Here is a 22,656-nt window from a genome sequence, read left to right as displayed (position 1 = left end):
CTATTAATGTCACATACGATTAAGCGTCGACCACGTTTTTATTTACGCGCCTTCTACAGCTTTAGTCGTGGTCTTTTCGATACGTTTCTCAGGGCTAGCATTCAGCACAATACGTTGAACGAAGATACCCGGTAAATGCATTTCATCTGGATCAAATGTACCCGTCTCTACAATCTCTTCGACTTCAACGATCGTGATTTTACCGGCCATCGCACAGTCTGGGTTGAAATTACGAGCGGTTTTATTAAAGATTAGGTTGCCCGCTTTGTCAGCCTTTTGCGCTTTGATCAAGGCGACATCAGCACGTAACGAATGTTCCAACACATAAGTACGACCATCAAAATCACGCGTTTCTTTGCCTTCAGCGACTAATGTACCTACGCCTGTTGCAGTATAAAACGCAGGGATACCAGCACCGCCCGAGCGCAGTTTTTCAGCCAAGGTCCCTTGTGGCGTCAACTCAACTTCTAACTCGCCTGCCAAGTACTGACGCTCAAACTCTTTGTTTTCGCCCACATAAGATGAAATCATTTTTTTGATTTGACGCGTTTGTAGCAGTAGACCCAGCCCGAAGTCATCGACACCAGCGTTATTACTGATACAGGTGAGCTCTTTGACTTTGCTATCGCGCAGCGCTTCGATTAATGCTTCTGGAATACCGCATAGACCAAAGCCACCGATCGCGAGCGTTTGCCCATCACTGACCACGCCTTTTAGCGCTTCTTCGGCACTGTTATATACTTTTGACTGACTCATGCTTGTCTCCTATGACTGTTATTTATATTTTTAATCCGTGCATAAACTAATGCTGAATTAAGTGTCTCAATTATCCGTTTGATTGTTGCTTTTAATAAAACTCAACAGCAAAAACTCATTATGCTTGTTTTTCTTTTGAGCGTTATAACCTTGTACAGTCGATTCAATTTAAAAATAGTACAAGGCAACCGAGTGTATATGTATATCTAATAATTCAAGCGAGGTTAACGCAGTAATAATTTTATAGTGGAATGACTATACCAATAGCCAAAACACGCTCATGATAATGGCACCAGAGACTGCCAGTACTATTAGGCAATAGCCCATGATAGCGCGTGCATCCAAACCTGCGATACCCAATAATGGTAGAGCCCAAAACGGCTGAATCATATTAGTCCATGCATCACCCCACGCGATTGCCATCGCAGTAATAGCTGGACTAACACCTAGTTCAATACCAGCAGGAATCATAACAGGACCCTGTACCGCAAACTGTCCACCGCCCGATGGTACAAAGACGTTGACCAAACCAGCACTTAAAAATGCAAAAATCGGAAAGCTGTCTGCAGAAGCTGAATTGACAAAAAACTCGGTCACTTGCGTACTGATAGAGATACCATCCGCATTGGCACCGGTCATGATACCCATGATGCCGCCATAGAACGGGAACAATAGCACAATACCTGTGATGCCACCTATCCCTGAGTGTACGGCACGATAATAACGCTCTAGCGTGCCATGCGATAGCAAACCTATGAACAAGAATAGCCCAATGACGATGTTTAGCCCGAGGTTAAAACCGTTACTACCAAACTCGCTGATATAATACATCAGTGCTAAGGCCAATAAGATAACAGCGATAATACGGCTATCATCTAGCTTTTGTGCAGGTGTGTCTCTTTGGGGCGCGACGTAGATCTCTTCTTTGATCAGCTTTGGATCAATAACCGTAGGATTTTTTGGATGCATAAAGCGGTTTAGCAGCGGCAAGATAATAATAAGTAAACCCACTAGCAGCAAGTTATAACCTGCAAATACGGTCTGTGACAAAGGAACTGCTTCGGTCATGGTATTGCCTGATAACGTTAACAGTGTCTCGCCACCGGAGCTGAGCGTCAGTGGTATCGAACCTGAAAACCCACCGTGCCAAATCACAAACCCCGAATACGCAGCAGCAACCAACAAAGGATAGTCGACGTTGGCTACTTTTTTTGCCAAAGACTTAGCAAAAATTGCCCCAATAATAAGACCGAAACCCCAGTTTACCCATGAACCAACTAGCCCAACCAAGGTCGATACGACAATAGCGGTCGTAGGAGAATGAACTCTGCTGGCAAGATTGTCCAATAACCGTTGAATAAAGGGTGCACTGGCAAACGCGTAACCTGTGACCAAAATCAGCGCCATTTGCATGGCAAAGCTATGTAACGACCACAGTCCATTACCCCAGTGCCCTGCCATCGCAATCATATCTTGACCAGTAATAGCTAAGCCAACCGCGAACGCAATGAGGGTTAAAACAATTGAAAAGACAAACGGAGATGGTAGATAGCGATTGACCAGCTGTACGCTCACGTTAGTGATGGCACTAAACATATTCACATTCCTTGTAAATTTGCTGTTTGTGATGAGATTGATGACAAGTTTTTATGGTTAGCGCTTATTGTCAATAGCCTTCCATTTGATAAGCGCGGCTCATATCAAACATTATACTTTATATTTTTATTTATAATAATACATATTATATCGATATATCATGTATAAAATACTTATGCTAACTTAACATATTATTTTCGTAGCGCCTAGTTGCTTAGTGATTAGAAAATAACCCCAAGAGGACGCGAGTCAACAAAGTATTCCTTATCCTTCAGTAATATCGCAACTGGATTTATGTTTAATAAAATACAATAAATAAGGTTTTTTGATTAATTTCTTACCTATATTAATAAGCGCGATATACTCGCTGTCTTAATTTTGCCAAGGAGGGCTATCATGTTTAGTACGCTAGCTATTGTCATTACCCTATTATTACTCATGTTTTTTGCTTATCGCGGTTATTCTGTGCTGATCTTAGCACCGATTATGGCGACGCTAGCAGTCTTACTATCAGGTGATTTTTTAAACACCATCCCCGCTTATACCGATGTCTTTATGGGCGCGTTAAGTGGATTCTTACTCAAATTCTTCCCTATATTCTTGCTAGGGGCATTGTTTGGGCGTTTGATGGCCGACTCTGGTGCAGCAACTGCCATTGCCAATACCGTCGTCGAAAAGCTCGGTGCCAGCAAAGCCATACTTGCAGTGATTTTGGTCTGTGCCATTTTGACTTATGGTGGCGTCTCGTTATTCGTTGTGGCTTTTGCTATTTATCCAATCGCCAAAGACTTGTTTAGAGCAGCCGATATCCCAAAACGTTTGATTCCAGCAGCGATTGCCCTAGGGTCATTTACGTTTACGATGACTGCACTGCCAGGCACGCCAGCCATTCAAAACGCTATTCCAATTCCTTACTACAACACCAACGTATTTGCCGCGCCTATTTTGGGTATTATCGGTGGTACGATTATGTTTATTTGTGGTTGGATGTGGTTACAATCACGCGCCAGAAAAGCCAATGCAGCGGGCGAAGGCTATGGTCAGCATGATGAAGAGGATGTAGGCGGCGTTGGAGCGGCTGCAAAAGAAGCTGAGGTATTAAACACTCATCACACTTCATTCACCGTTGCCATGATTCCGCTGATATTGGTCATTGGCTTGAACGCTATATTGACCTATGTGGTTTTCCCGTCGATAGATTTTAGTAGTCTACAGACGCAGTTTCCTGACTTAAATATCGCAGGCTCACTCGGATTATGGTCAATCATCATCTCATTGGTTGTGGCTTGTGTGGTGTTGATTCTGCTACGTATCGGACATTGGAATAATCTACAAAAAACCATTAACCGTGGTACGTACGACTCTATGTTGCCGATTTTTAACACGGCATCAGAAGTGGGCTACGGTGCGGTTATCGCCTCGCTAGCAGGCTTTCTTATCATTCGTGATAGCATTTTAAACCTTACCCCTGACAACCCTCTGATCTCAGAAGCCGTCGCGATGACCACGCTTGCTGGTATCACAGGCTCATCGTCTGGTGGTTTGAGTATTGCCCTATCGACGTTGGGTGAAGATTATTTAAGAATGGCGGTTGCCGCTGGTATTGATCCAGAACTGATGCACCGTGTTGCTGTCATGGCAGCGGGTGGTTTGGATACGCTCCCTCATAGTGGTGCGGTCATCACCCTACTCGCGATTTGTGGCTTGACCCATAAGCAATCCTACTTGAATCTTGCGATGGTCACGATGATTATTCCATTAATTGCGGTAGTCGCGGTTATTATTCTAGGGACGATGTTTGGCTCATTTTAGAAACCGTTTAAGCTTCAAGCAATTTCTTGAGCTTTGAATATCGATGAGTTTTAATGTGCAAACTCAAAACCCACTTGGCAGATTGCTTGGTGGGTTTTTTATCGCCGCTTTACGACTATGTTCTTTAAATAAAATAGGTTATTGACACCTGATAAATGAATAGAAATCTATCGGCATAATAGAGCCAATGATTATATTGATTAACGTATTAATTACTGAGGAATGTCACAAATTTGGCCGAATTACGGTATCATAGGCACACTTTTTTGGTTTTTCCTTTTTTAGAAATTTTAAAAGCTTTAGTATTGACAATATCGCGTCCGCTCGCCATAAAGCGCTCAAGACGTTTGATAACCAACCCGTTTATATAAAAATATAGGTGACAAAAGTGCGTGAGATTCTAGTAACCAGTGCGCTGCCCTACGCCAATGGCTATATCCATTTGGGGCATCTTGTAGAATATATTCAGACCGACATTTGGGCGCGTGCGATGAAAGCGCAAGGCCATCAGGTCACTTATGTCTGCGCGGATGATGCACACGGTACGGCTATCATGCTCAAAGCAGAAGCCAATGGTGTAACACCCGAAGAGCAAATCGCCTCGGTTAAAGCTTCGCATGAAGCGGACTTTGCTAAGTTTTTGATTGACTTCGACAATTATCACACCACCCATTCAGAAGAAAACAAGCATTTTTCTGAGCTGATTTATCGTCGTCTTAGTAGTGCTGGACATATCAGTACTAAAGACGTTGAGCAATTATTTGATCCTGAAAAGCAGTTGTTTTTAGCGGATCGTTTTGTCAAAGGTACTTGCCCTGAATGCGGTGCGCTGGATCAATATGGCGATAACTGTGAAGTGTGCGGCACGACTTATGACGCGACAGATCTCAAAGATCCATACTCGACGTTGTCTGATGCCACACCCATTCTAAAAACCTCTAAGCATTATTTCTTTGATTTACCAGAATTTGAGCAATTCTTAAAAGATTGGACACGTAGTGACAATCGCTTGCAAACGTCAGTCGCCAATAAGCTGCAAGAATGGTTTGACGCCGGCCTGACCAGCTGGGATATCTCACGTGATGCACCTTATTTCGGTTTCCAAATTCCAGATACCCCAAGCGATGAGCCAGACAAGTACTTCTATGTTTGGCTCGATGCACCGGTCGGTTACATGGCGAGCTTTCAAAACTTGTGTGATAAGCGCAAAGATACTGAAAACGAATTAGATTTTGATCGTTATTGGATGCAAGAAAACGAGCATAAGACCGAGGTTTATCATTTCATCGGTAAAGACATCGTTTACTTCCATGCGCTATTTTGGCCAGCGATGCTAGCGGGTAGCGAGCTGCGTACGCCGACCGGCGTCTTTGCCCATGGCTTCTTGATGGTCAATGGCGAAAAAATGAGTAAGTCGCGCGGTACTTTCATTAAAGCCGAAACGTATGCTGATCACTTACATCCTGAGTACTTGCGTTATTATTTTGCTAGTAAATTGTCTGATAAAGTTGAAGACATTAACTTAGACTTAGAAGATTTTATGCAAAAGGTCAACTCTGACTTGGTTGGTAAAGTCGTCAATATCGCCAGTCGTAGTGCAGGGTTCTTGGTTAAGAAATACGACGGTATGCTGTCAGAAGTTTGCGTCGAGTCAGAGCTATTAGAAGACATCACCAAAACGGGCGATGAGATTGCTGCTGCCTATGAGAATCGTGAATTCTCGCGTGCTATGCGTTTAATCATGCAATGTGCGGACAAGGCCAACGAATATATCGATGCCAAAAAACCATGGTCACTCGCGAAATTGGAGGGTACTGAGCAAGAAGTTCAAGACGTCTGCTCGGTCGCTATCAATATCTTCCGTCAATTGATGGTTTATCTCGCGCCAGTATTACCTGAATTGACTAATAATGCTAAAGAGTTCTTGAACCTTGATGATTTAAGTTTTGCCAGTCGTAATGAGTGGTTACTAGGTCATAAAATCAATAAGTTCAAACCACTGATGCAGCGTATCGAAGAAAAAGATATTGAAGCAATGGTAGAAGATTCTAAAGCATCCTTAACTCAAGCAGACGCTCCTGCTGCAACTGAAAGTAGTAAGCCTGCCGCAAAAGAAAAAGCACCTGCAACAAATGCAGATGCCGAGCAAACTGACTACATTGGTATCGAAGACTTTGCCAAAGTCGAGATGAAAGTCGCACACGTTTTAGAGTGTAACCATGTAGAAGGTGCTGATAAGCTACTACAGTTCACGCTAGATGTTGGCGAAGATAAGCCACGTAACGTGTTTAGTGGTATTCGTAAGTTCTATGAGCCTGAGCAATTGATTAATAAGAAAGTCATTTGCGTGACCAACCTTGCCCCACGCAAGATGAAATTTGGCATATCAGAAGGCATGGTATTGTCAACTGGCGAGCCAAAGACCGGCTTAACAGTCGTTACCTTGCCAGATGCTTGTGTTGTTGGTGACGTGCTGGCATAACGGTTATTTTTAACATTAAAAAATAAAAAAAAGATGCCCTAAGTGGCATCTTTTTTTATGGCTGATTTAGCAAATGGCTAAAAACCAAGCCTGATACTTATCTGCTCAAAATATCGATGATCTGCAACGTATCATTAATCACCGTCACAATGTTGTTTTCTGGCGTGCGAATACGAACGTAACGATCATCATAACGGTCTAAAACGACAGAGCGGTCATAATCCCTTCTATCAATCTTGCCGACTACTCTATAACCGTATCTATCAAGATCACGCTTAAACGAAGCATTCGGGCTAGCATTGCGGTAAGCGTTAATACTTGGGTGGGCGTTGCCATTATGCTTATAGTTTTTACTAACATGGGCAGAGTTACCTTTGCTATTACCGTGCCCGTTTCCATGACCATCTTTTGCCATAGCAGGCAATCCAATCAAAGAAGTAGCAGTGATACCGGCGATGGTTAATAATTTAAGATTAGCAGTGTTCATAATATTATCCTTAAAATGGTCATTCGAAAAAGTTAGATAAGTTATAAGGACTATTTCATATCCACTATTCAGCACAATGCCACCAAAATGACTGGATTATCCTTAGACCCATCATGTTTCTCGTATGAAAATTAGCTTACGTTAATTATGAAGTGAGTACGTAATAGATGCGTTGCTAGGATGTAAGCCTTTTGCATATGTTTTCAGCAAACAAAAGTACTCTAGCGGCATCTGTTATATTCAGATCTACACAAGAGCTTCAATGCATCACGCGTCTTGATAAGATAAAAAGAAGTGATGATTTTTTTATTATCCATCACCATGACCGCTACACATTAATTTCTTATTGCGATAACTTACATTACTGTCATAATATGAACATAATAATCGATGGAACGATTACTTTATTTAATTGTTAGCCTGCTATCTCAGCATCAACATAGCATTGACTTGGCTAATCTGCATTCTTCAATATCATGGCAAAAAACCAAAGTACACCAAACAGATGAGCAAAATGACTACTATATAAGTTAGTAGGCTCAGTCAGTCTGGCGATATCCATTTGGTTTTCGCGATTGATATAACCTATGAGTTAACCTAATAATGACTATCGCTTCTACTCTACGCTTAAGCCTATATGGCGTTGCTCTTAGTGCCATTAGCACACTTGGACTAATCGGCTGCTCAAACTCCTCTACTGAGACCGCAGCGACTGCTGAAAATAGCACGGCTACAGACAAACCTGCCAAATCAATTGCCATTACTCAAATCGTTGAGCATCCATCATTAGATGATATGCGCCGCGGTATTATTGATGAATTGGCAGATAATGGTTATGTCGAAAGTCAAAACCTAACTGTTAACTTTCAAAGTGCTCAAGGAAACACAGCGACTGCAGGACAGATTGCCAAGCAATTTGCAGGAGACAACCCTGATGCGATCGTAGCAATCTCAACGCCTTCTGCGCAGTCAGTGGTAGCCGCGACCACCACTATCCCTATTATCTACACTGCTGTGTCAGATCCGCTAGGTGCCAAGCTCATCACGGCAGATGGCAAGCCCTTTCAAAGCAATTTGACTGGACTCTCAAGCCAGTTGCCACTAGAGCCGCAATTGGATTTGTTACAGCAGATAAAACCCGACTTAAAGACCATTGGTTATGTCTATAGCCCAGGTGAGGCAAACTCAGTATCATTGCGTGAGAACCTAAAACAAGCTCTGCCAGCGCGAGGTCTGTCACTATTAGACATTCCTGCCAATCGTCCAACGGATATCGGTATGGCGACACGCAGTTTGCAAGGACGCGCAGATATCATCTATACCTCATTTGACAATAATGTTGCGTCTGCCTTTGAGGCCATGACCCAAGCAGCAAATGAGCTCAAGTTACCGATTATCGCGTCTGATGAATTCAGTGTAAAACGCGGCGCGACTGCTGCGCTTGGTGTTAATGACTATGACTTTGGTCGTACCACTGGCAAGATGGTATATCGCGTGTTAAATGGCGAAGCGGTCAATACTATCAAACCTGAAGTCATGAATGATCTGACCCTATATGTCAGTCCTAAGCACGCCAAAACGCAAGGTGTCAGCTTGCCAGCAGAGTTACTAAAAAACGCCATCAATGTTGATATTGATGCCGAAACCAAATAAAAAGTAGTAAGCTATCTATTAGCTCGTCAATTATTTATATAGTGTACGGACACACTATTATTTTAGGAGTAAGACCCATGTTGTCTCAAAATCGTTTTGGTCGTTTTAATTTTGGTAAGGCTTTATTATTAGGCGGTGTATGTACTGCTATCTTGACTGGTTGTAATCAATCAGCACAAGATGATGGCTCTACTGATGCTGCCGCTAGTGGTGATGCAGCGACAGCTATGAAAACCGTTGCTATTACCGCTATCGTCGAACATCCGGCGCTTGATGATGTACGTAAAGGCGTCATCGACGAGCTAAACGAAGCAGGCTTCAAGGACGGTGAAAACTTAACCGTTAACTTCCAAAGCGCACAAGGAAACACTGCTACTGCTGGTCAGATTGCCAAGCAATTTGTCGCTGATGCGCCAGACGTTATCGTCGCTATCGCAACGCCATCTGCGCAGTCTGTTGCCGCTTCTACTAGCAGCATTCCATTGGTATTCTCAGCAGTTACTGATCCAGTAGCCGCAAAACTGGTACCTAAGTTAGATGGTTCTGGCACCAACGTTACAGGCGCATCAGATGCCCTACCGTATGAGCCACAGATTGATTTGATGCGTCAAATCATTCCATCATTAAAGAACGTCGGTTATGTCTATAGCCCAGGTGAAGTCAACTCAACGATTATCTTAAAAAATCTAAAAGAGAAGCTAACACCACTAGGTATCAATGTATTAGAAGCGCCTGCACAGCGTAGTAACGACATTGCGATGGCAGCCCGTAGTCTCGAAGGTAAGGTCGATATGATCTATACTTCAACTGACAACAACGTAGTATCAGCATACGAGTCACTTTATCAAATCGCCAAACAAAGTAAGATTCCTTTAATTGCCTCAGACACTAGCTCAGTTGAGCGCGGTGCTGTTGCTGCTCTAGGCGTGAACTACTATGAGCTTGGCCGTGAAACTGGTAAAATTGTCGTACGTATCTTAAACGGTGAAAAAGCAGGTGCTATTCCTGTTTACACTCCACAAGCGCTTGATCTATACGTCAGTCCAAAACACGCTAAAGAAGAAGGCATTACGTTGCCACAAGCGGTTATCGATAAAGCTAAAGAAGTGGTAGAATAACGCACCTTTGTATTTGGCTCAAAATAGCAGGTATAAATAAGATAGCGATACGAATCAATACTGTGTTGTCTACCTTAAAAGATACGGCTAATAATTAAATAAGAAACCCAGCTATGAGTCATTAGGCTGGGCTTCTTGTCTAAACAGAGTCTTTTTTGCAAGCATGTTTAATAGTGCTGTATTTGTCTGCCAATTTATCTGATACTTGTTAAGTAGAGGATAAGTCTATTGATTGCATTGCAGTGCTTTTAACCATCGCTTCAAACCAAGGTAGCTTATGATCGCTGTTAATCGTGATATGTTTTGGTTTACCCTAACCGCAGATTGCTTAATCTGTTAAATTCACCGCTTAGCTGTTTAGCAGATAGATGATTTTGGCAATTGCCATTTACTTATCTTGGTACCATACGCTAAACACTTGGTTATGACTTACTGATCTCTTATGTCTTTAATTGCTTTTTTTGGTGCGCTTGAAAGTGGTCTGATTTATGGCCTAGTAGCACTCGGTGTGCTTATCTCATTTCGTACACTCGACTTCCCTGATTTGACCGCTGACGGTAGTTTTCCGTTAGGTGGCGCAGTCGCTGGTATTTCTATCATCGCTGGCATCAACCCATGGTTGGCCTGTGCTTTTGGGATGTTAGCAGGTTCAGTCGCTGGTATCGTCACGGCATGGCTACATGTCAAACTTGGCATTTTGCAGCTGCTTGCCAGTATTTTGGTCATGGTTGCCTTATATTCTGTCAACCTACGTATCATGGGCGCGCCAAACCTACCTCTTCTTGGCGAAACCACAGTGTTTAGCACCTTGGTGACTGATGGTAATGGTTATTGGATGCGTTGCTTGATTATCGGTGTCGTTGTCGCAGCTGCTATGTTATTTTTGAACTGGTTCTATAGCACTGAGACAGGTCTGTCGATGCGTGCTACTGGCTCAAACCTAAGAATGGCACAGGCGCAAGGTATCAATACTTCGTGGATGACCATCATCGGTATGGCGATTTCCAACGGTTTGATTGCCCTAGCAGGTGCGCTGTTCGTCCAGACTCAGGGCGGCGCGGACATCTCGATTGGTATCGGTACAATCGTCATTGGTCTAGCAGCGGTCATCATCGGTGAGACAATCATTCCTGCCAAGCGTATTTGGCTGATCACCTTTGCCGTTGTTGTCGGCGCGGTATTGTACAAACTGTTTATTCAGGTCGCATTATCAAGCGATACGCTACGTAGCATCGGCTTTGGTCCACAGGATTTGAACTTGATTACCGCATTGCTCGTGGTACTAGCCTTGGTATTGCCAAAAGCGAAAACCAAGTTTTTATCACGCAAGGTTCGCGCCTAATGACAGTCAAAGCAGGTATTTATAACACTTGCTTCGCTTGAAGAGACAATAAGGAATAACGATTATGATGCAAGCCACCGATTTACGGTTGACCTTTAACCTAGGCACGCCTATCGAAAACCCTGCCCTACGTGGTATCAGTTTGAATATTGCTGATGGTGAATTTGTCACTGTCATTGGTACCAATGGCGCAGGTAAATCTACTTTTTTGAACGCAGTAAGCGGTACGACGCGCGTCGATAGTGGCTCAATCTTGTTAAATGGCATTGATGTGACCAAAAAGTCTGCTCATCAACGCGCGCATTGGGTTGCTCGCGTCTTTCAGGATCCGATGGCCGGTACTTGTGAAGCGCTTACGATCGAAGAAAATATGGCTTTGGCCTACAAACGCGGCGGTAATCGCGGTCTAAAATTTGCATTGAACCAGAACAACCGTGATTTGTTTCGAGAAAAACTATCCGTTTTAAAATTAGGTCTAGAAAATCGTCTAACCGATCGTATGGGTCTACTCTCTGGTGGTCAACGTCAGGCAGTAAGTCTGCTAATGGCATCATTGCAGCCTTCTAAGATTTTGCTACTTGATGAGCATACTGCAGCTCTCGATCCTAAGACTGCGGCGTTTGTCTTAGAATTGACTGATAAGATTGTCACGGACAATAAGCTGACTACGATGATGGTCACCCACTCTATGCAACAAGCATTGGCACATGGTACACGCACCGTTATGCTGCATCAGGGTCAAGTCGTGTTGGATGTGGCTGGTGACATTCGCAAAGGCATGACCGTACATGATCTACTTGATATGTTTGAGCAAACACGTGGCGAAAAAGTTGAAGATGACAGTTTGATTTTAAGCTAAGTTTTTGAGCTAATACTGCCAATGACTTACGATTTATAAATTTGTACCTATCGGATATAACCACTTCCGACAACCTCAAAAACCTTCAAGAGAATTGATTTTTCTTGGAGGTTTTTTGTTATCTATAGTTAATGATCATATGAACTTTTCACTGACCATTATATAGTTGTTGTCTATCAAAGCTTCGCTATTGTCACTTACTATATGAGGTCTTTCATGCGCAAAATTCCTATTTATTCCCACCCTGCTGCTGGTTGGCCTGCGCTGATCTCATCTACTCAAAAGCTAATGGACTATAAGACATTTTTGCGTGGCGGTATAAGTGTATTTAAAAGCAATCAGCCACAAGGCGGATTTGACTGCCCAGGCTGTGCTTGGCCTGACCATAAGTCACACAAAGCCATCGATGTCTGTGAAAACGGCATTAAAGTCATTGCCAGTGAGACCATGACCCATAAAGCAAATACCGATTTTTTTGCAAGACATACCGTTACTGAACTACAGGGCTGGACTGGTTACGAGCTTGAGCACAGTGGTCGTTTATCAGAGCCGATGTATTACGATGCGGCGCAAGATCGCTATGTTCCTATCCCTTGGGAAGCTGCTTATAGCCTGATCGCTGAGCAATTAGGACAGCTTGATTCACCTGATGAGGCGCTATTTTATACATCAGGCCGTGTGACTAACGAGCCTGCCTTCTTATTTCAATTGTTCGTACGCTGCTTTGGTACCAATAATTTGCCTGATTGCTCAAATATGTGTCACGAGCCAACCTCAGTAATGCTAAGCAGACAGCTAGGTATTGGTAAAGCGACGGTCATGCTAGAAGATTTTGAGCAAGCCAAGCTGATATTGATGTTTGGGCAAAACCCAGCGACCAACCATCCACGTATGCTAGAGATGCTCGCCCATGCGCATGAGCAAGGCTGTCGAATCATCTCAATCAACCCGATGCATGAACAAGGTTTAAGCAAGTTCAGAAATCCACAAAAACCAACTCACATGGCAGCCGGTCAAAGTGCTGATATGGTCGATGACGTTATTCAAATTCAAATCGGCGGTGATGCAGCCTTATTGACGGGCATTGCCAAGTGGTTAATCGAAAACGATAAAATAAATCATGAGTTTATTACCACTCATACTTCAGGCTTTGAACCTCTAAAACAGTGGCTAACAGAGCAATCATGGTCAGATATCACACTTGGCTGCGGTATTTCTCAGACAGATATTATCAATCTCGCTGAGCTGGTAGCTGATAGTCCAGCAACGATTTGCACTTGGGGCATGGGCATTACTCAGCATGTACAGGGTGATGACAATGTGGCGATGATTACCAACTTGCTCCTGCTGATGGGTATGATTGGTATCGACGGCGCTGGTGCATCCCCAGTACGTGGGCACTCCAACGTACAGGGCGATCGCACTATGGGTATCCATGAGCGTCCTAGCAAAAGCTTACTAGACAGTTTAGAGCGTGTGTTTAAGCACCCTATGCCACAAGAACATGGCTACGATGTCGTCACAGGTGCCAAGGCTCTTATCGCAGGTAAATTGAAAGTCTTTATGGGCATGGGTGGTAACTATGCAGTGGCCGCCCCTGATACCAGCGCGATTGAGCAAGCCTTAACCACTACTCAGCTTAATATATTTGTCGGTACTAAGCTCAATGAGACCATGCTATACCCCGGTGCTAACAATTTGATCCTACCTTGCTTAGGCCGTACCGAACGTATTGTCACAACAAAGGGTGAGCAATTTGCCACTATCGAAGACTCCATGTGTCAGATCGTACCCACTCAGGGCAAACTCAAACCTGTTAGTGATACTCTAAAATCTGAAGCTCAAATCGTAGCGGATATTGCGACCCATGTACTCGGCGCCGACTCGTCTATTCCTTGGCTTGCGATGAGTGAGGATTTCGATATTATTCGGGACTATATCGCTCAAGCGATTAATGGATTTGAAGACTTCAATCAGCGTATTCGTACCTCTGAGCGTGGCTTTCATTTGTATCATGCGGCGCGTCATCGTGTATGGAATACCGAAAGCGGCAAAGCCCAGTTTGAAGTCCCACAATATCCGATTACTTTTGTCGCTGCACAAATGGCAGCCGCAAACGATATCGATGACCATGCAGATTCAGCACAAAAGGTTTGGCAATTGACCAGTGTCCGTAGCCATGACCAATTCAACACTATGATTTTTGGGTTTAAAGACCGCTATCGTCAAACGGATCGCCGTGATGTGCTGTTTATGCATCCCGATGAAATAAGCCGTTTGGGTTGGCAAAAAGGTGACCTTGTTATGGTCACTCGCCAGCGTGCCAAAGACAGCCTAGAGCAACCGCGCGTCTTAGGCCCATTGGTATTAAGTGAGATGGATATTGCCTCTAACGCTGTTGCCGCTTATTACCCTGAGTGCAATGACCTCTTTGATTTGGAGACACATGCGCCAGATTCTCATATCCCAGCGTATAAATCGACGACCGTCATTTTAGAGCGCGTAGAGGCAAATACGTCGATCGCTACGCCTGCGTAAATCATACTGCGGAGAGCCGATGAGAATGACATTTTCATTGGCTACTCCTCTAAATGACCATAAACACACTCATATTTCTAGGCCATGATAAACCGTGATAACCATTGAAAATAACGCTCAGCAAAGTGAGGCTCTTATCGACCCCGCTATGATAGATAACTCAACTAGCACTAAGATAGTTACACCTGAGCTGTCTAACGATGATAGGTTGTCAGAGACACCACTTGCTCGTAGTCATTTGGCACACAAACATCATTACCCGTCAGTTATTAGCGACCCTAATAATGACTCTCACCTTCAAATCGAGTCGCAGACCACCAGCTTAGCAGTCGAAGCTGCGGTCTCTATCATCATTAATGGGATTCATTATGCTGTGTTGATGGCTAGTCCACATCAGCTAGAGTATTTAGCGGTTGGGTTCTTATTTAGCGAAGGATTAATTCAATACAGTCACGAGTTACTCGACTGGGAAGTGACTCACCTTGCAGATATCGCTAGCTACCAGAAGTTCGTTCAAGATTCGAGTGACGAAGATCTTGACTCAGTATCAATTGAGCAAAGCTTAGAACGATTTCAAGATTACGATATCTATGTCGTGGAGTTGGTATTGAGCCAACGCTGCCATCAACGTATACAGGCACAAAAGCGGCAGCTCGCAGGGCGTACAGGCTGCGGTATGTGCGGTATTACTGGACTAACGCAAGCTTTGCCTGATTTAAGTACTTACTCACAAGACCATTTACACCATGAACATAACCGACAGACAGGTATAAATGGCATTCAAACGAGCGCACCAAGTCTTGACTCCCTATTGGCACTGCGTCAACAAGTGGATGCCGCGCAACATACGCATCAACTGACAGGTGCGGTACATGCCGCAGCGACGATACATAATCAGCAGCTACATTTATTCGAGGATGTAGGCCGCCATAATGCACTTGATAAACTCATCGGTTGGCAATTACGCCAAAAAGCAGACGTTAGCTGTGTGCTTATGACTTCGCGTCTCTCTATTGAACTGGTTCAAAAGTCTATTCGAAGTCAAATCCCGTGGCTAGTTGGCATGTCAGCGCCTACCAGTACAGCAGTGCGCGTGGCTGAGCGTTATGGCCTTGGATTGGCTGGATTTTTACGTGATAACCGAGTCACTTACTATACCAAACAAGGTAATATATAAAAATTCACTTCTACTTGTTCATTGAGAACACCCGTCTATCGCTCATTATCTATTTTTTTCTAACGAAAACTTCAGTTACTTACTCATAGTTATAACTTAGCTCATAGCGATATATCACTCGATGCTACTAATAATAAAACCTTATCTTTCAATGCTTTATTAAAAATCTTATTAAATCTCTTTAAATAAATACTTATATATCATCTTCGGTCATTGTTTGGTAAATATCGGATAATGTTTGAGGTTAATGACATAATAGGTTACTCTTATCCCGCAAATATGTTACAGGCACTTAACAAATATGTAGTTTTATTTATTAATGCCGCTTAGTAACACATCAATCGCAATAGATGAGTAGAGATTTCTCAGCTATTGTTTATTACAGCTGATAAGGCTGTCTAAATCGAGTTCGGGTCATTTTATCATGGCTTAGTGCTTATTCGTAATTCCGCTATAGACACTCATCACATGAGTTTTCTTTAGCATGTAGCTACCTTTGTGTATGCCTATTAATAGCGTGATGGTTTACCCATTAACTGACGCCTATTGAAAGTAGTCCCTGTCTTTTTGATTTGACACTATCTGTCTCATTAAGATTTGGGCGTAACACTTAGCATTTGCTTACCACTGCAGTTGGTATTTTCGCTATTTATATTAGCCACATACGTTCGGTATGAGGACTGTGTAGGCTATGCTGTATTCCTAATGGTTTGGTATCTTTAATTTTTACTGAACTTTATTCATCAACTAACAATTGCGAGGTCTGAGTTTGAAAACTGAGTCATTGTTCCAATTTTCATCATTAACGATTATTTTATTATTATTAGCATTTTATGGCGGCACCTATTTACTGTCCTTATTAATCAAAAAAGATAAAGAGACAACTTCTGGATTTATGGTCGCAGGTCACGGTGTTGGCTTTGGTATGGGTGCAGCCAGCATGACCGCCACTTGGATTTGGGCAGCCTCATTTTACGCTGCGGCCACCTCTGGCTATAAGTACGGCGTATCAGGGCCGATACATTATGGCTTTTGGGGTGCATTGATGATTTTATTCATCTACCCTTTTGGTATGCGCTTTCGTGAACTGGCACCAGATGGTCATACACTAGGTGAACTTATTCACGCCCGTCACGGTTCATCAAGCCAATTAATCTTAGCCATATCCAACATTATGGGCAGTTTAATTAGCTTGATGGTCAACTTTACCGCTGCTGGGGCATTGGTGTCAGTCCTGTCGCCATTATCGTTCCAAACAGGGGTAATGATCGCAGGTATCGGTGTCCTGAGTTATACATTGACATCAGGGTTTCGAGCATCTGTCTTTACGGATTTCGCCCAGTTGGTCGCTCTAATGGCCATTGGTATTGTCATTATCCCAGCGGTATTATTTGCTATGGGCGGCCCTGAAGTTATGGTTAGCGGCCTGTCAAACCTGACTTTGGAGCAACAGAACTTTTTCTCCTCTGAGGCATTCTTTCAACAAGGTGCGCCTTACTTCGTCGCTGTATTAGCATATGCTATTGGTAATCAAACCATCACTCAGCGCCTATTTGCGATCGATAAAACCAAGATTAAAGCGACGTTTATCACTGCTACAGTCGGCTATGCTGGTATCGTTATTGGTCTTGGAATGATTGGACTAATGGCTGTGACGATTGGCGTGGAGCCACTCGATGGCAATATGAATAACCTCATTCCTCAAATGGTCAGTACTTATCTGCATCCTGTCTTTATCGCCTTATTCTTTATCTTAGTGATTGGGTCGTTGTCCTCGACCGCTGACTCAGATTTATCAGCGCTATCAACCATTATGATGGCTGATGTCTACGGTAAAAATATCGCCAAAAAAGGCCATGTTAAACCTAAAACAATGATGCTAATTGGTCGCGGCACGATGATTGTTGCGACAGCAGCTGGACTAATTTTTGCGAGCTTTAAGCTTGATATTCTCGTCATGCTAGTATTTGTTGGTGCACTATGGGGGGCTATTGTCTTCCCTGTTATCGCCAGTGTGTTTTGGAATCGCGTCACCAATACTGCCTTTACCTCAGCAGTTATCGTCGGACTACTCTTATTTTGCGTTGCCCGTTTCGAATTACTCCCAATCACTGGTGTCACCGCCCTATTCTTTGAAATACTGGCCAGTGTCGGTGCAGCGGTTGTTATTGGGCTAATGGTCTTTGGATTCTTAGGTCGTAAGATTGGCATGGTCGCCGCAGTTATCACGCTAGTGCTGATGCTTATCTTCGCTACTGGCTTCTTACGTCAATATATGGTCCTGCTAGCCTCTCTAACAGCTTACGGCGCTAGTACCGTCGTCTGTGTGATTATCAGCTTGATGGGAGATGAACACTTCGACTTCGATTTAATTAAGCAGCGCGTGGGCAATTACGATAAAAAGTCGGAAATCCCATCGTCACTTAAATCTTAAATCAAAGTCGCTTTATCCAAGTAGTGATTGGTCAGCAGTATTTGGCTAATCGCTACTTATTTAGCAATATTATAAGGAGATATCATGGACAGCGTCTTTATCTACGGCTTATATATCTTAATTTGGCCCGCCATTACTCTTGGCGTACTCGTATTAATTTGCACGGCCACTTATCGTGATGTGAAAAGTGCCAAACGTAACAATAGAGATATAGTTTAGCGCACTATATTTTAAACCATCATCATCAAACACTGGTTTACTAATAGTTTGAAAAAGCCTATTAACAGTATAAACGCTTCTAAATTGGGGCTAAATATAGATAAGATAATAAATAAGCTGTTTTTAATGAAAAAAGGACTTGTAATTTACTATATTTTTGCTAATATAGGCGACCTTGATTGGCTGGATGGCAGAGTGGTCATGCAGCGGACTGCAACTCCGTTAACGCCGGTTCGATTCCGACTCCAGCCTCCAATTATTTATTAACTTTACGTTAATTTTGGCTTGCATTATTATCACAACCGATTATAATAGCGACCACTTATCTAGTAACTAGATGGTCTATCAGCTAGTTTACATCTTAGATAAAACAAGTTTTGCCCGGGTGGTGAAATTGGTAGACACAAGGGATTTAAAATCCCTCGCTAGCAATAGCGTGCCGGTTCAAGTCCGGCTCCGGGTACCATTACATAGTCCTATACTATCTTATAGAACAGCTAAAGCCCCTGATATCAGGGGCTTTGTTGTATTTGGCGTTCTATACTGTTCTGCTCTATCTATCCCAATCCATGCATCTGATGTACCTTAACCTGTCAGTGCTCATTTGAAATAATGATCATGACAAGCGATATAGATGATGAGCATCTCAAACGCCCTACTCACCTATACCACTATTCTTAAAAAACCTATCTAGATTACACACTTGGTTTGGCAAGTAGCATTATCAATTTATGCTCTTAACAGCCAAATCAGCTACCTAATAATACATTGCCATAGTCATCACGCAGATCTTTTTTGACCATTTTCCCAGCGCCATTTAGGACGATATTATCTACAAATATGACTTTATCGGGTATTTGCCAGCTGGCGATTTTACCTTCGTAAAAGCTCAGCACTTGCGACTCATCGATTTCTGAATCTGGTTCTTTCACCACAATCAATACTGGGCGCTCGCTCCATTTTTTATGCTTTGCAGCAATAGCGGCCGCCATTCTTATCTGCGGATGGGCGACTGCGATGTTTTCAAGCTCTACTGACGATATCCACTCTCCACCAGATTTGATCAAATCTTTTGAGCGATCCCGAATATTCATATAGCCATCGGCATCAATGGTTGCAATATCGCCTGTGTCGAACCAACCATCTTCAGTTATCGCATCAGGATTTTCTGTGTAATAATCGTTGATAATCCAATGACCTTTAATCTGTAAACGACCTTGAGACATACCATCTTCTTCGACTCGCTGTAGCGGCTCGTCAGTATCTATGAGACGTAGCTGAACGCCGTAAGGTGGACGACCTTGAGAGTTACGCAACTCATTAATCTCATCTTTACTCAGCGATTTATGCTTGGCTTTTATTTGATTCATCGTTCCAAGTGGGCTGGTTTCTGTCATGCCCCAACCATGTACTGCATCACAATTAAAATCCTCTCTAAACGTTTTGATGACTGATGGTGGGCATGCTGCTCCTCCGACAATAGTACGCGTCATGCTATCAAGCTTACTACTTCTGGCTTTGGCAGCGGTCAATAGACTTTGCCAAATCGTTGGAACCCCTAGAGCAACCGTGACATGATAATCATCAATGAGAGATACTAGGCTGTCACCATCAAGATTGGGACCAGGAAGTATGAGAGAGCAACCAGTTAAGGCAGCTGCATAAGGTGTGCCCCACGCATTGACATGGAACATCGGTACTACGGGTAACAAAACATCTTGTGCAGAGAGCGCGGAGACATCAGGCATGCATAACGCCATCGCATGCAGCACAGAAGAGCGATGCGTATATAAAATCCCTTTAGGGTTACCGGTAGTTCCTGAGGTGTAGCATAAAGAGCTGGCTGTTGCTTCATCAAATTGAGGCCAGTCAAAGTCAGTCGAGTTTTCTGCTAATAGCTCATCAAAGAACAGTACATTAGGCAGTTTTTCGACGATACTATCATCTCGATCACTTAGACAAATGAAGTGTTCAACACCTTTGATATGCTCTCTGATTGCCATAATTAGCGGTAGGAAAGTAGTATCAAAAAACAGTACTCGATCATCAGCGTCATTGATAATGTAGCTAAGCTGCTCAGGGAACAAACGTGGATTGATAGTATGGCAAACCATGCCACTACCTGAAATGGCATACCAAGCTTCTAAGTGCCGACGATTATTCCAAGCCAAAGTTGCTATGCGTTCTGATGATTTAAGTCCCAGTGTAGCCAACGCATTGGCCAATCGTTTTGAGTTATCTGAGACAGTACGCCAATTGGTATGAGTCATCTGTCCATCGACTTCTTTGGACAAAACTGCCGTATCACCATGATAACGGGCAGCGTGTTCGATTAGACCACTGATCAGCAATGGCTGATACATCATTTTTCCTAACATAATACATTCCCTGTAGTTATTTGAAAGTCCGCTTATTCTTGCTACTGCATTGCCTGATGCGAAGAATAGGCCTCAACTAAGAATAATCAGAATTATTCTTTAAGACAAGTTAATATTATGTTCTCCATAGGCGACGAAAAACTGTGATTCAACTTCAAAGACTTGATGATTACTCTATATAAATAGTTTTTACTTTCTCATCAAAAGTTTATTGGTATCATTGTTTCTTTAATTAACCATAAAATTTAGACAAAAAAATCCGACCACCTAAGTGATCGGATTTTTAATGTTTGGTGGAGATGGCGGGAGTTGAACCCGCGTCCGCCAGCATTACGCTCATGAATCTACATGTTTAGTTTCTGTCTTTAGTTTTAATCCGCACCGATCCGACAGTCAGGATGGATTGGACGATTCTCTACTTTTGAACCCAAGCAATTGAGACAATCACTTGTGGCGAGCCTACATGCGGACGCTTCAACTTAGTTAACCAACTGTAGGTGATCAGCAACTAAGTAAGCAGGGTTTAAGCTGCTAGAGCGTAAGTTTCGTCGTTTGCGACTATAACAATATATGTTTGATTAACGAGAGGACATACACTCTCGACATGCATCATTGAGTTTCATCACCAGCGTCGAAGCCAGAACATCCCCAATAAGACTGGCTATTATATAGGAGATATCGGTTAGGTTTCAACCTATAAGTAGCCTGCATTACATTACGTTACAGCTTAATAATTTACGCCAAAACAATGTTTAACCATTTACCGATATTTTGAATCTGCGGCATACAGACCTGATGTGCCATCGGATACGTATTATAAGACACATTATAGTCCTTTGCCGACAATAACTGCTGGGCTTGCTCACCTAGGATAACAGGCACGACTGGGTCATGAGAACCATGTTCAATCAGAATCGGCATGTCTTTATTGGCAGCACTATACTCAATATTATCATTGGTCGCTAAGTAGGTAGAGAGCGTCATCAAGCCAGCCAAACGTTTTGGATAGCCAAGTGCCACATGATACGCAACTGCCCCGCCCTGCGAAAACCCTGCGATGACGATATGCTCTGGTAACACGCCGCGCTCTATCTCACGACTGATCAAATCTTGTATCTGCTGAGCAGACTCTTCAATTTGAGCCACATCTACTTTACGCTCCAGACTCATCTCTATGATGTCGTACCATGCTGGCATCACCATGCCACCATTTACTGTGACTGGGCGTTTAGGTGCATGTGGGAAGATAAAACGTACTGCCATATCATCAGCCAACCCAAGCTGCGGTACAACTGGCTCAAAATCATGACCGCTAGCACCTAAGCCGTGTAGCCAAATCACCGCGCGATCTATCTTTTTTTGAGAGGGATTGTGCTCAACGACGACGGCGTCTAAATAGTTACTCATAGTTATCCTTAATAATGTAGTGAGAGATGCCTTAAGCATTTCTATATTTTTTGCCAAGATAATGTGTGTGTCATTATATGGTCAATATCATCTGTTAGTTTGAGAGTATGGTCAATAGTGAGGTACCAAACGGACAGTAGCGAAAATGTGAACAGTATAAGAAGACACGTATGACTTTACGACCGATAAGCTCAGTACTATCAAGCTTAAAACTATCAAGCTTAAATACTGTCAGCTGTCTATTCTTTAGTACATGTGCCTACAATTGTATCCGCATTAATGCTAAAGTTTTACAAGGCCAATTTCCTACAAGGCTAGGCTCTTACAACAATGTCACGACCCTTAGCTTCTTTTGGCAAGTAGCAATCAATAGTCAAACGTTAATTTTTCAATTCCTA

General features: G+C 43.0%; 15 protein-coding genes, 2 tRNA genes and 1 other RNA gene. 12 read left to right on the top strand and 6 right to left on the bottom strand.

What is annotated here, in order from left to right; translation table 11 throughout:
• Positions 1–42: 42 nt before the first annotated feature.
• Positions 43–756, bottom strand: coding sequence for a CoA transferase subunit A (locus ACS8FA_RS19570; RefSeq protein WP_439265809.1), 714 nt, complete (start codon positions 754–756; stop codon positions 43–45).
• Between the two features lie 255 nt (positions 757–1,011).
• A complete protein-coding gene (locus tag ACS8FA_RS19565; RefSeq protein WP_439265807.1) occupies positions 1,012–2,352 on the bottom strand; it encodes a short-chain fatty acid transporter in 1,341 nt (446 codons plus the stop codon).
• Between the two features lie 396 nt (positions 2,353–2,748).
• Here ACS8FA_RS19565 and ACS8FA_RS19560 point away from each other — a divergent pair, with 396 nt between their 5' ends.
• Together ACS8FA_RS19560 and metG are read left to right on the top strand one after the other, a co-directional pair.
• A complete protein-coding gene (locus tag ACS8FA_RS19560) occupies positions 2,749–4,164 on the top strand; it encodes a GntP family permease (RefSeq protein WP_439265805.1) in 1,416 nt (471 codons plus the stop codon).
• Between the two features lie 388 nt (positions 4,165–4,552).
• The gene (gene metG, locus ACS8FA_RS19555) at positions 4,553–6,646 is read left to right on the top strand and encodes a methionine--tRNA ligase (protein WP_439265803.1); all 2,094 of its coding nucleotides are present in this window, start codon (positions 4,553–4,555) and stop codon (positions 6,644–6,646) included.
• A gap of 97 nt (positions 6,647–6,743) precedes the next feature.
• Here the strand turns inward: metG and ACS8FA_RS19550 are convergent, their stop codons facing one another.
• Positions 6,744–7,133, bottom strand: a complete 390-nt coding sequence (locus ACS8FA_RS19550; RefSeq protein ID WP_439265802.1) for a hypothetical protein — start codon at positions 7,131–7,133, stop codon at positions 6,744–6,746.
• A gap of 603 nt (positions 7,134–7,736) precedes the next feature.
• Here ACS8FA_RS19550 and ACS8FA_RS19545 point away from each other — a divergent pair.
• The 10 genes from ACS8FA_RS19545 (at position 7,737) to ACS8FA_RS19500 (ending at position 18,939) form a co-directional block, all read left to right on the top strand.
• Positions 7,737–8,786, top strand: a complete 1,050-nt coding sequence (locus ACS8FA_RS19545; protein WP_439265800.1) for an ABC transporter substrate-binding protein — start codon at positions 7,737–7,739, stop codon at positions 8,784–8,786.
• 77 nt (positions 8,787–8,863) lie between these two features.
• Entirely contained in the window at positions 8,864–9,904 is a 1,041-nt protein-coding gene (locus ACS8FA_RS19540; RefSeq protein WP_160020900.1) for an ABC transporter substrate-binding protein, read from the top strand.
• A 442-nt stretch (positions 9,905–10,346) separates the two neighbouring features.
• Positions 10,347–11,246 (top strand): ABC transporter permease, encoded by a 900-nt coding sequence (locus ACS8FA_RS19535; protein ID WP_101204314.1) that lies wholly within the window; start codon positions 10,347–10,349, stop codon positions 11,244–11,246.
• A gap of 64 nt (positions 11,247–11,310) precedes the next feature.
• On the top strand, positions 11,311–12,105 hold the full coding sequence (locus tag ACS8FA_RS19530) for an ABC transporter ATP-binding protein (RefSeq protein WP_439265798.1): 795 nt from the start codon (positions 11,311–11,313) through the stop codon (positions 12,103–12,105).
• Positions 12,106–12,321: 216 nt separating this feature from the next.
• Positions 12,322–14,643, top strand: coding sequence for an FdhF/YdeP family oxidoreductase (locus ACS8FA_RS19525; RefSeq protein ID WP_439265796.1), 2,322 nt, complete (start codon positions 12,322–12,324; stop codon positions 14,641–14,643).
• A 94-nt stretch (positions 14,644–14,737) separates the two neighbouring features.
• Positions 14,738–15,820 (top strand): formate dehydrogenase accessory sulfurtransferase FdhD, encoded by a 1,083-nt coding sequence (locus tag ACS8FA_RS19520; protein WP_439265794.1) that lies wholly within the window; start codon positions 14,738–14,740, stop codon positions 15,818–15,820.
• Between the two features lie 784 nt (positions 15,821–16,604).
• Positions 16,605–18,254, top strand: a complete 1,650-nt coding sequence (locus ACS8FA_RS19515) for a sodium:solute symporter family protein (RefSeq protein WP_322868758.1) — start codon at positions 16,605–16,607, stop codon at positions 18,252–18,254.
• 84 nt (positions 18,255–18,338) lie between these two features.
• Positions 18,339–18,473, top strand: coding sequence for a putative transporter small subunit (locus ACS8FA_RS19510; RefSeq protein ID WP_439265792.1), 135 nt, complete (start codon positions 18,339–18,341; stop codon positions 18,471–18,473).
• Positions 18,474–18,654: 181 nt separating this feature from the next.
• Positions 18,655–18,728 (top strand) — tRNA-Cys (locus tag ACS8FA_RS19505).
• Positions 18,729–18,852: 124 nt separating this feature from the next.
• A tRNA-Leu gene (locus tag ACS8FA_RS19500) sits at positions 18,853–18,939 on the top strand.
• Between the two features lie 283 nt (positions 18,940–19,222).
• Here the strand turns inward: ACS8FA_RS19500 and ACS8FA_RS19495 are convergent.
• From ACS8FA_RS19495 to ACS8FA_RS19485, 3 genes are all read right to left on the bottom strand, one after another.
• Complete coding sequence (locus tag ACS8FA_RS19495; protein ID WP_439265790.1) at positions 19,223–20,851, bottom strand: long-chain-fatty-acid--CoA ligase; 1,629 nt, start codon at positions 20,849–20,851, stop codon at positions 19,223–19,225.
• Between the two features lie 291 nt (positions 20,852–21,142).
• Positions 21,143–21,501: a transfer-messenger RNA gene (gene ssrA, locus ACS8FA_RS19490) on the bottom strand.
• Between the two features lie 85 nt (positions 21,502–21,586).
• Entirely contained in the window at positions 21,587–22,258 is a 672-nt protein-coding gene (locus ACS8FA_RS19485; RefSeq protein ID WP_439265788.1) for an alpha/beta hydrolase, read from the bottom strand.
• Between the last annotated feature and the right edge of the window lie 398 nt (positions 22,259–22,656).

Source organism: Psychrobacter sp. 1Y1 (genome assembly GCF_051847395.2).
Lineage (GTDB): Bacteria > Pseudomonadota > Gammaproteobacteria > Pseudomonadales > Moraxellaceae > Psychrobacter.
The sequence above is the reverse complement of the archived record's forward strand: the minus strand, read 5'-3'. Positions and strand labels throughout refer to the sequence as shown.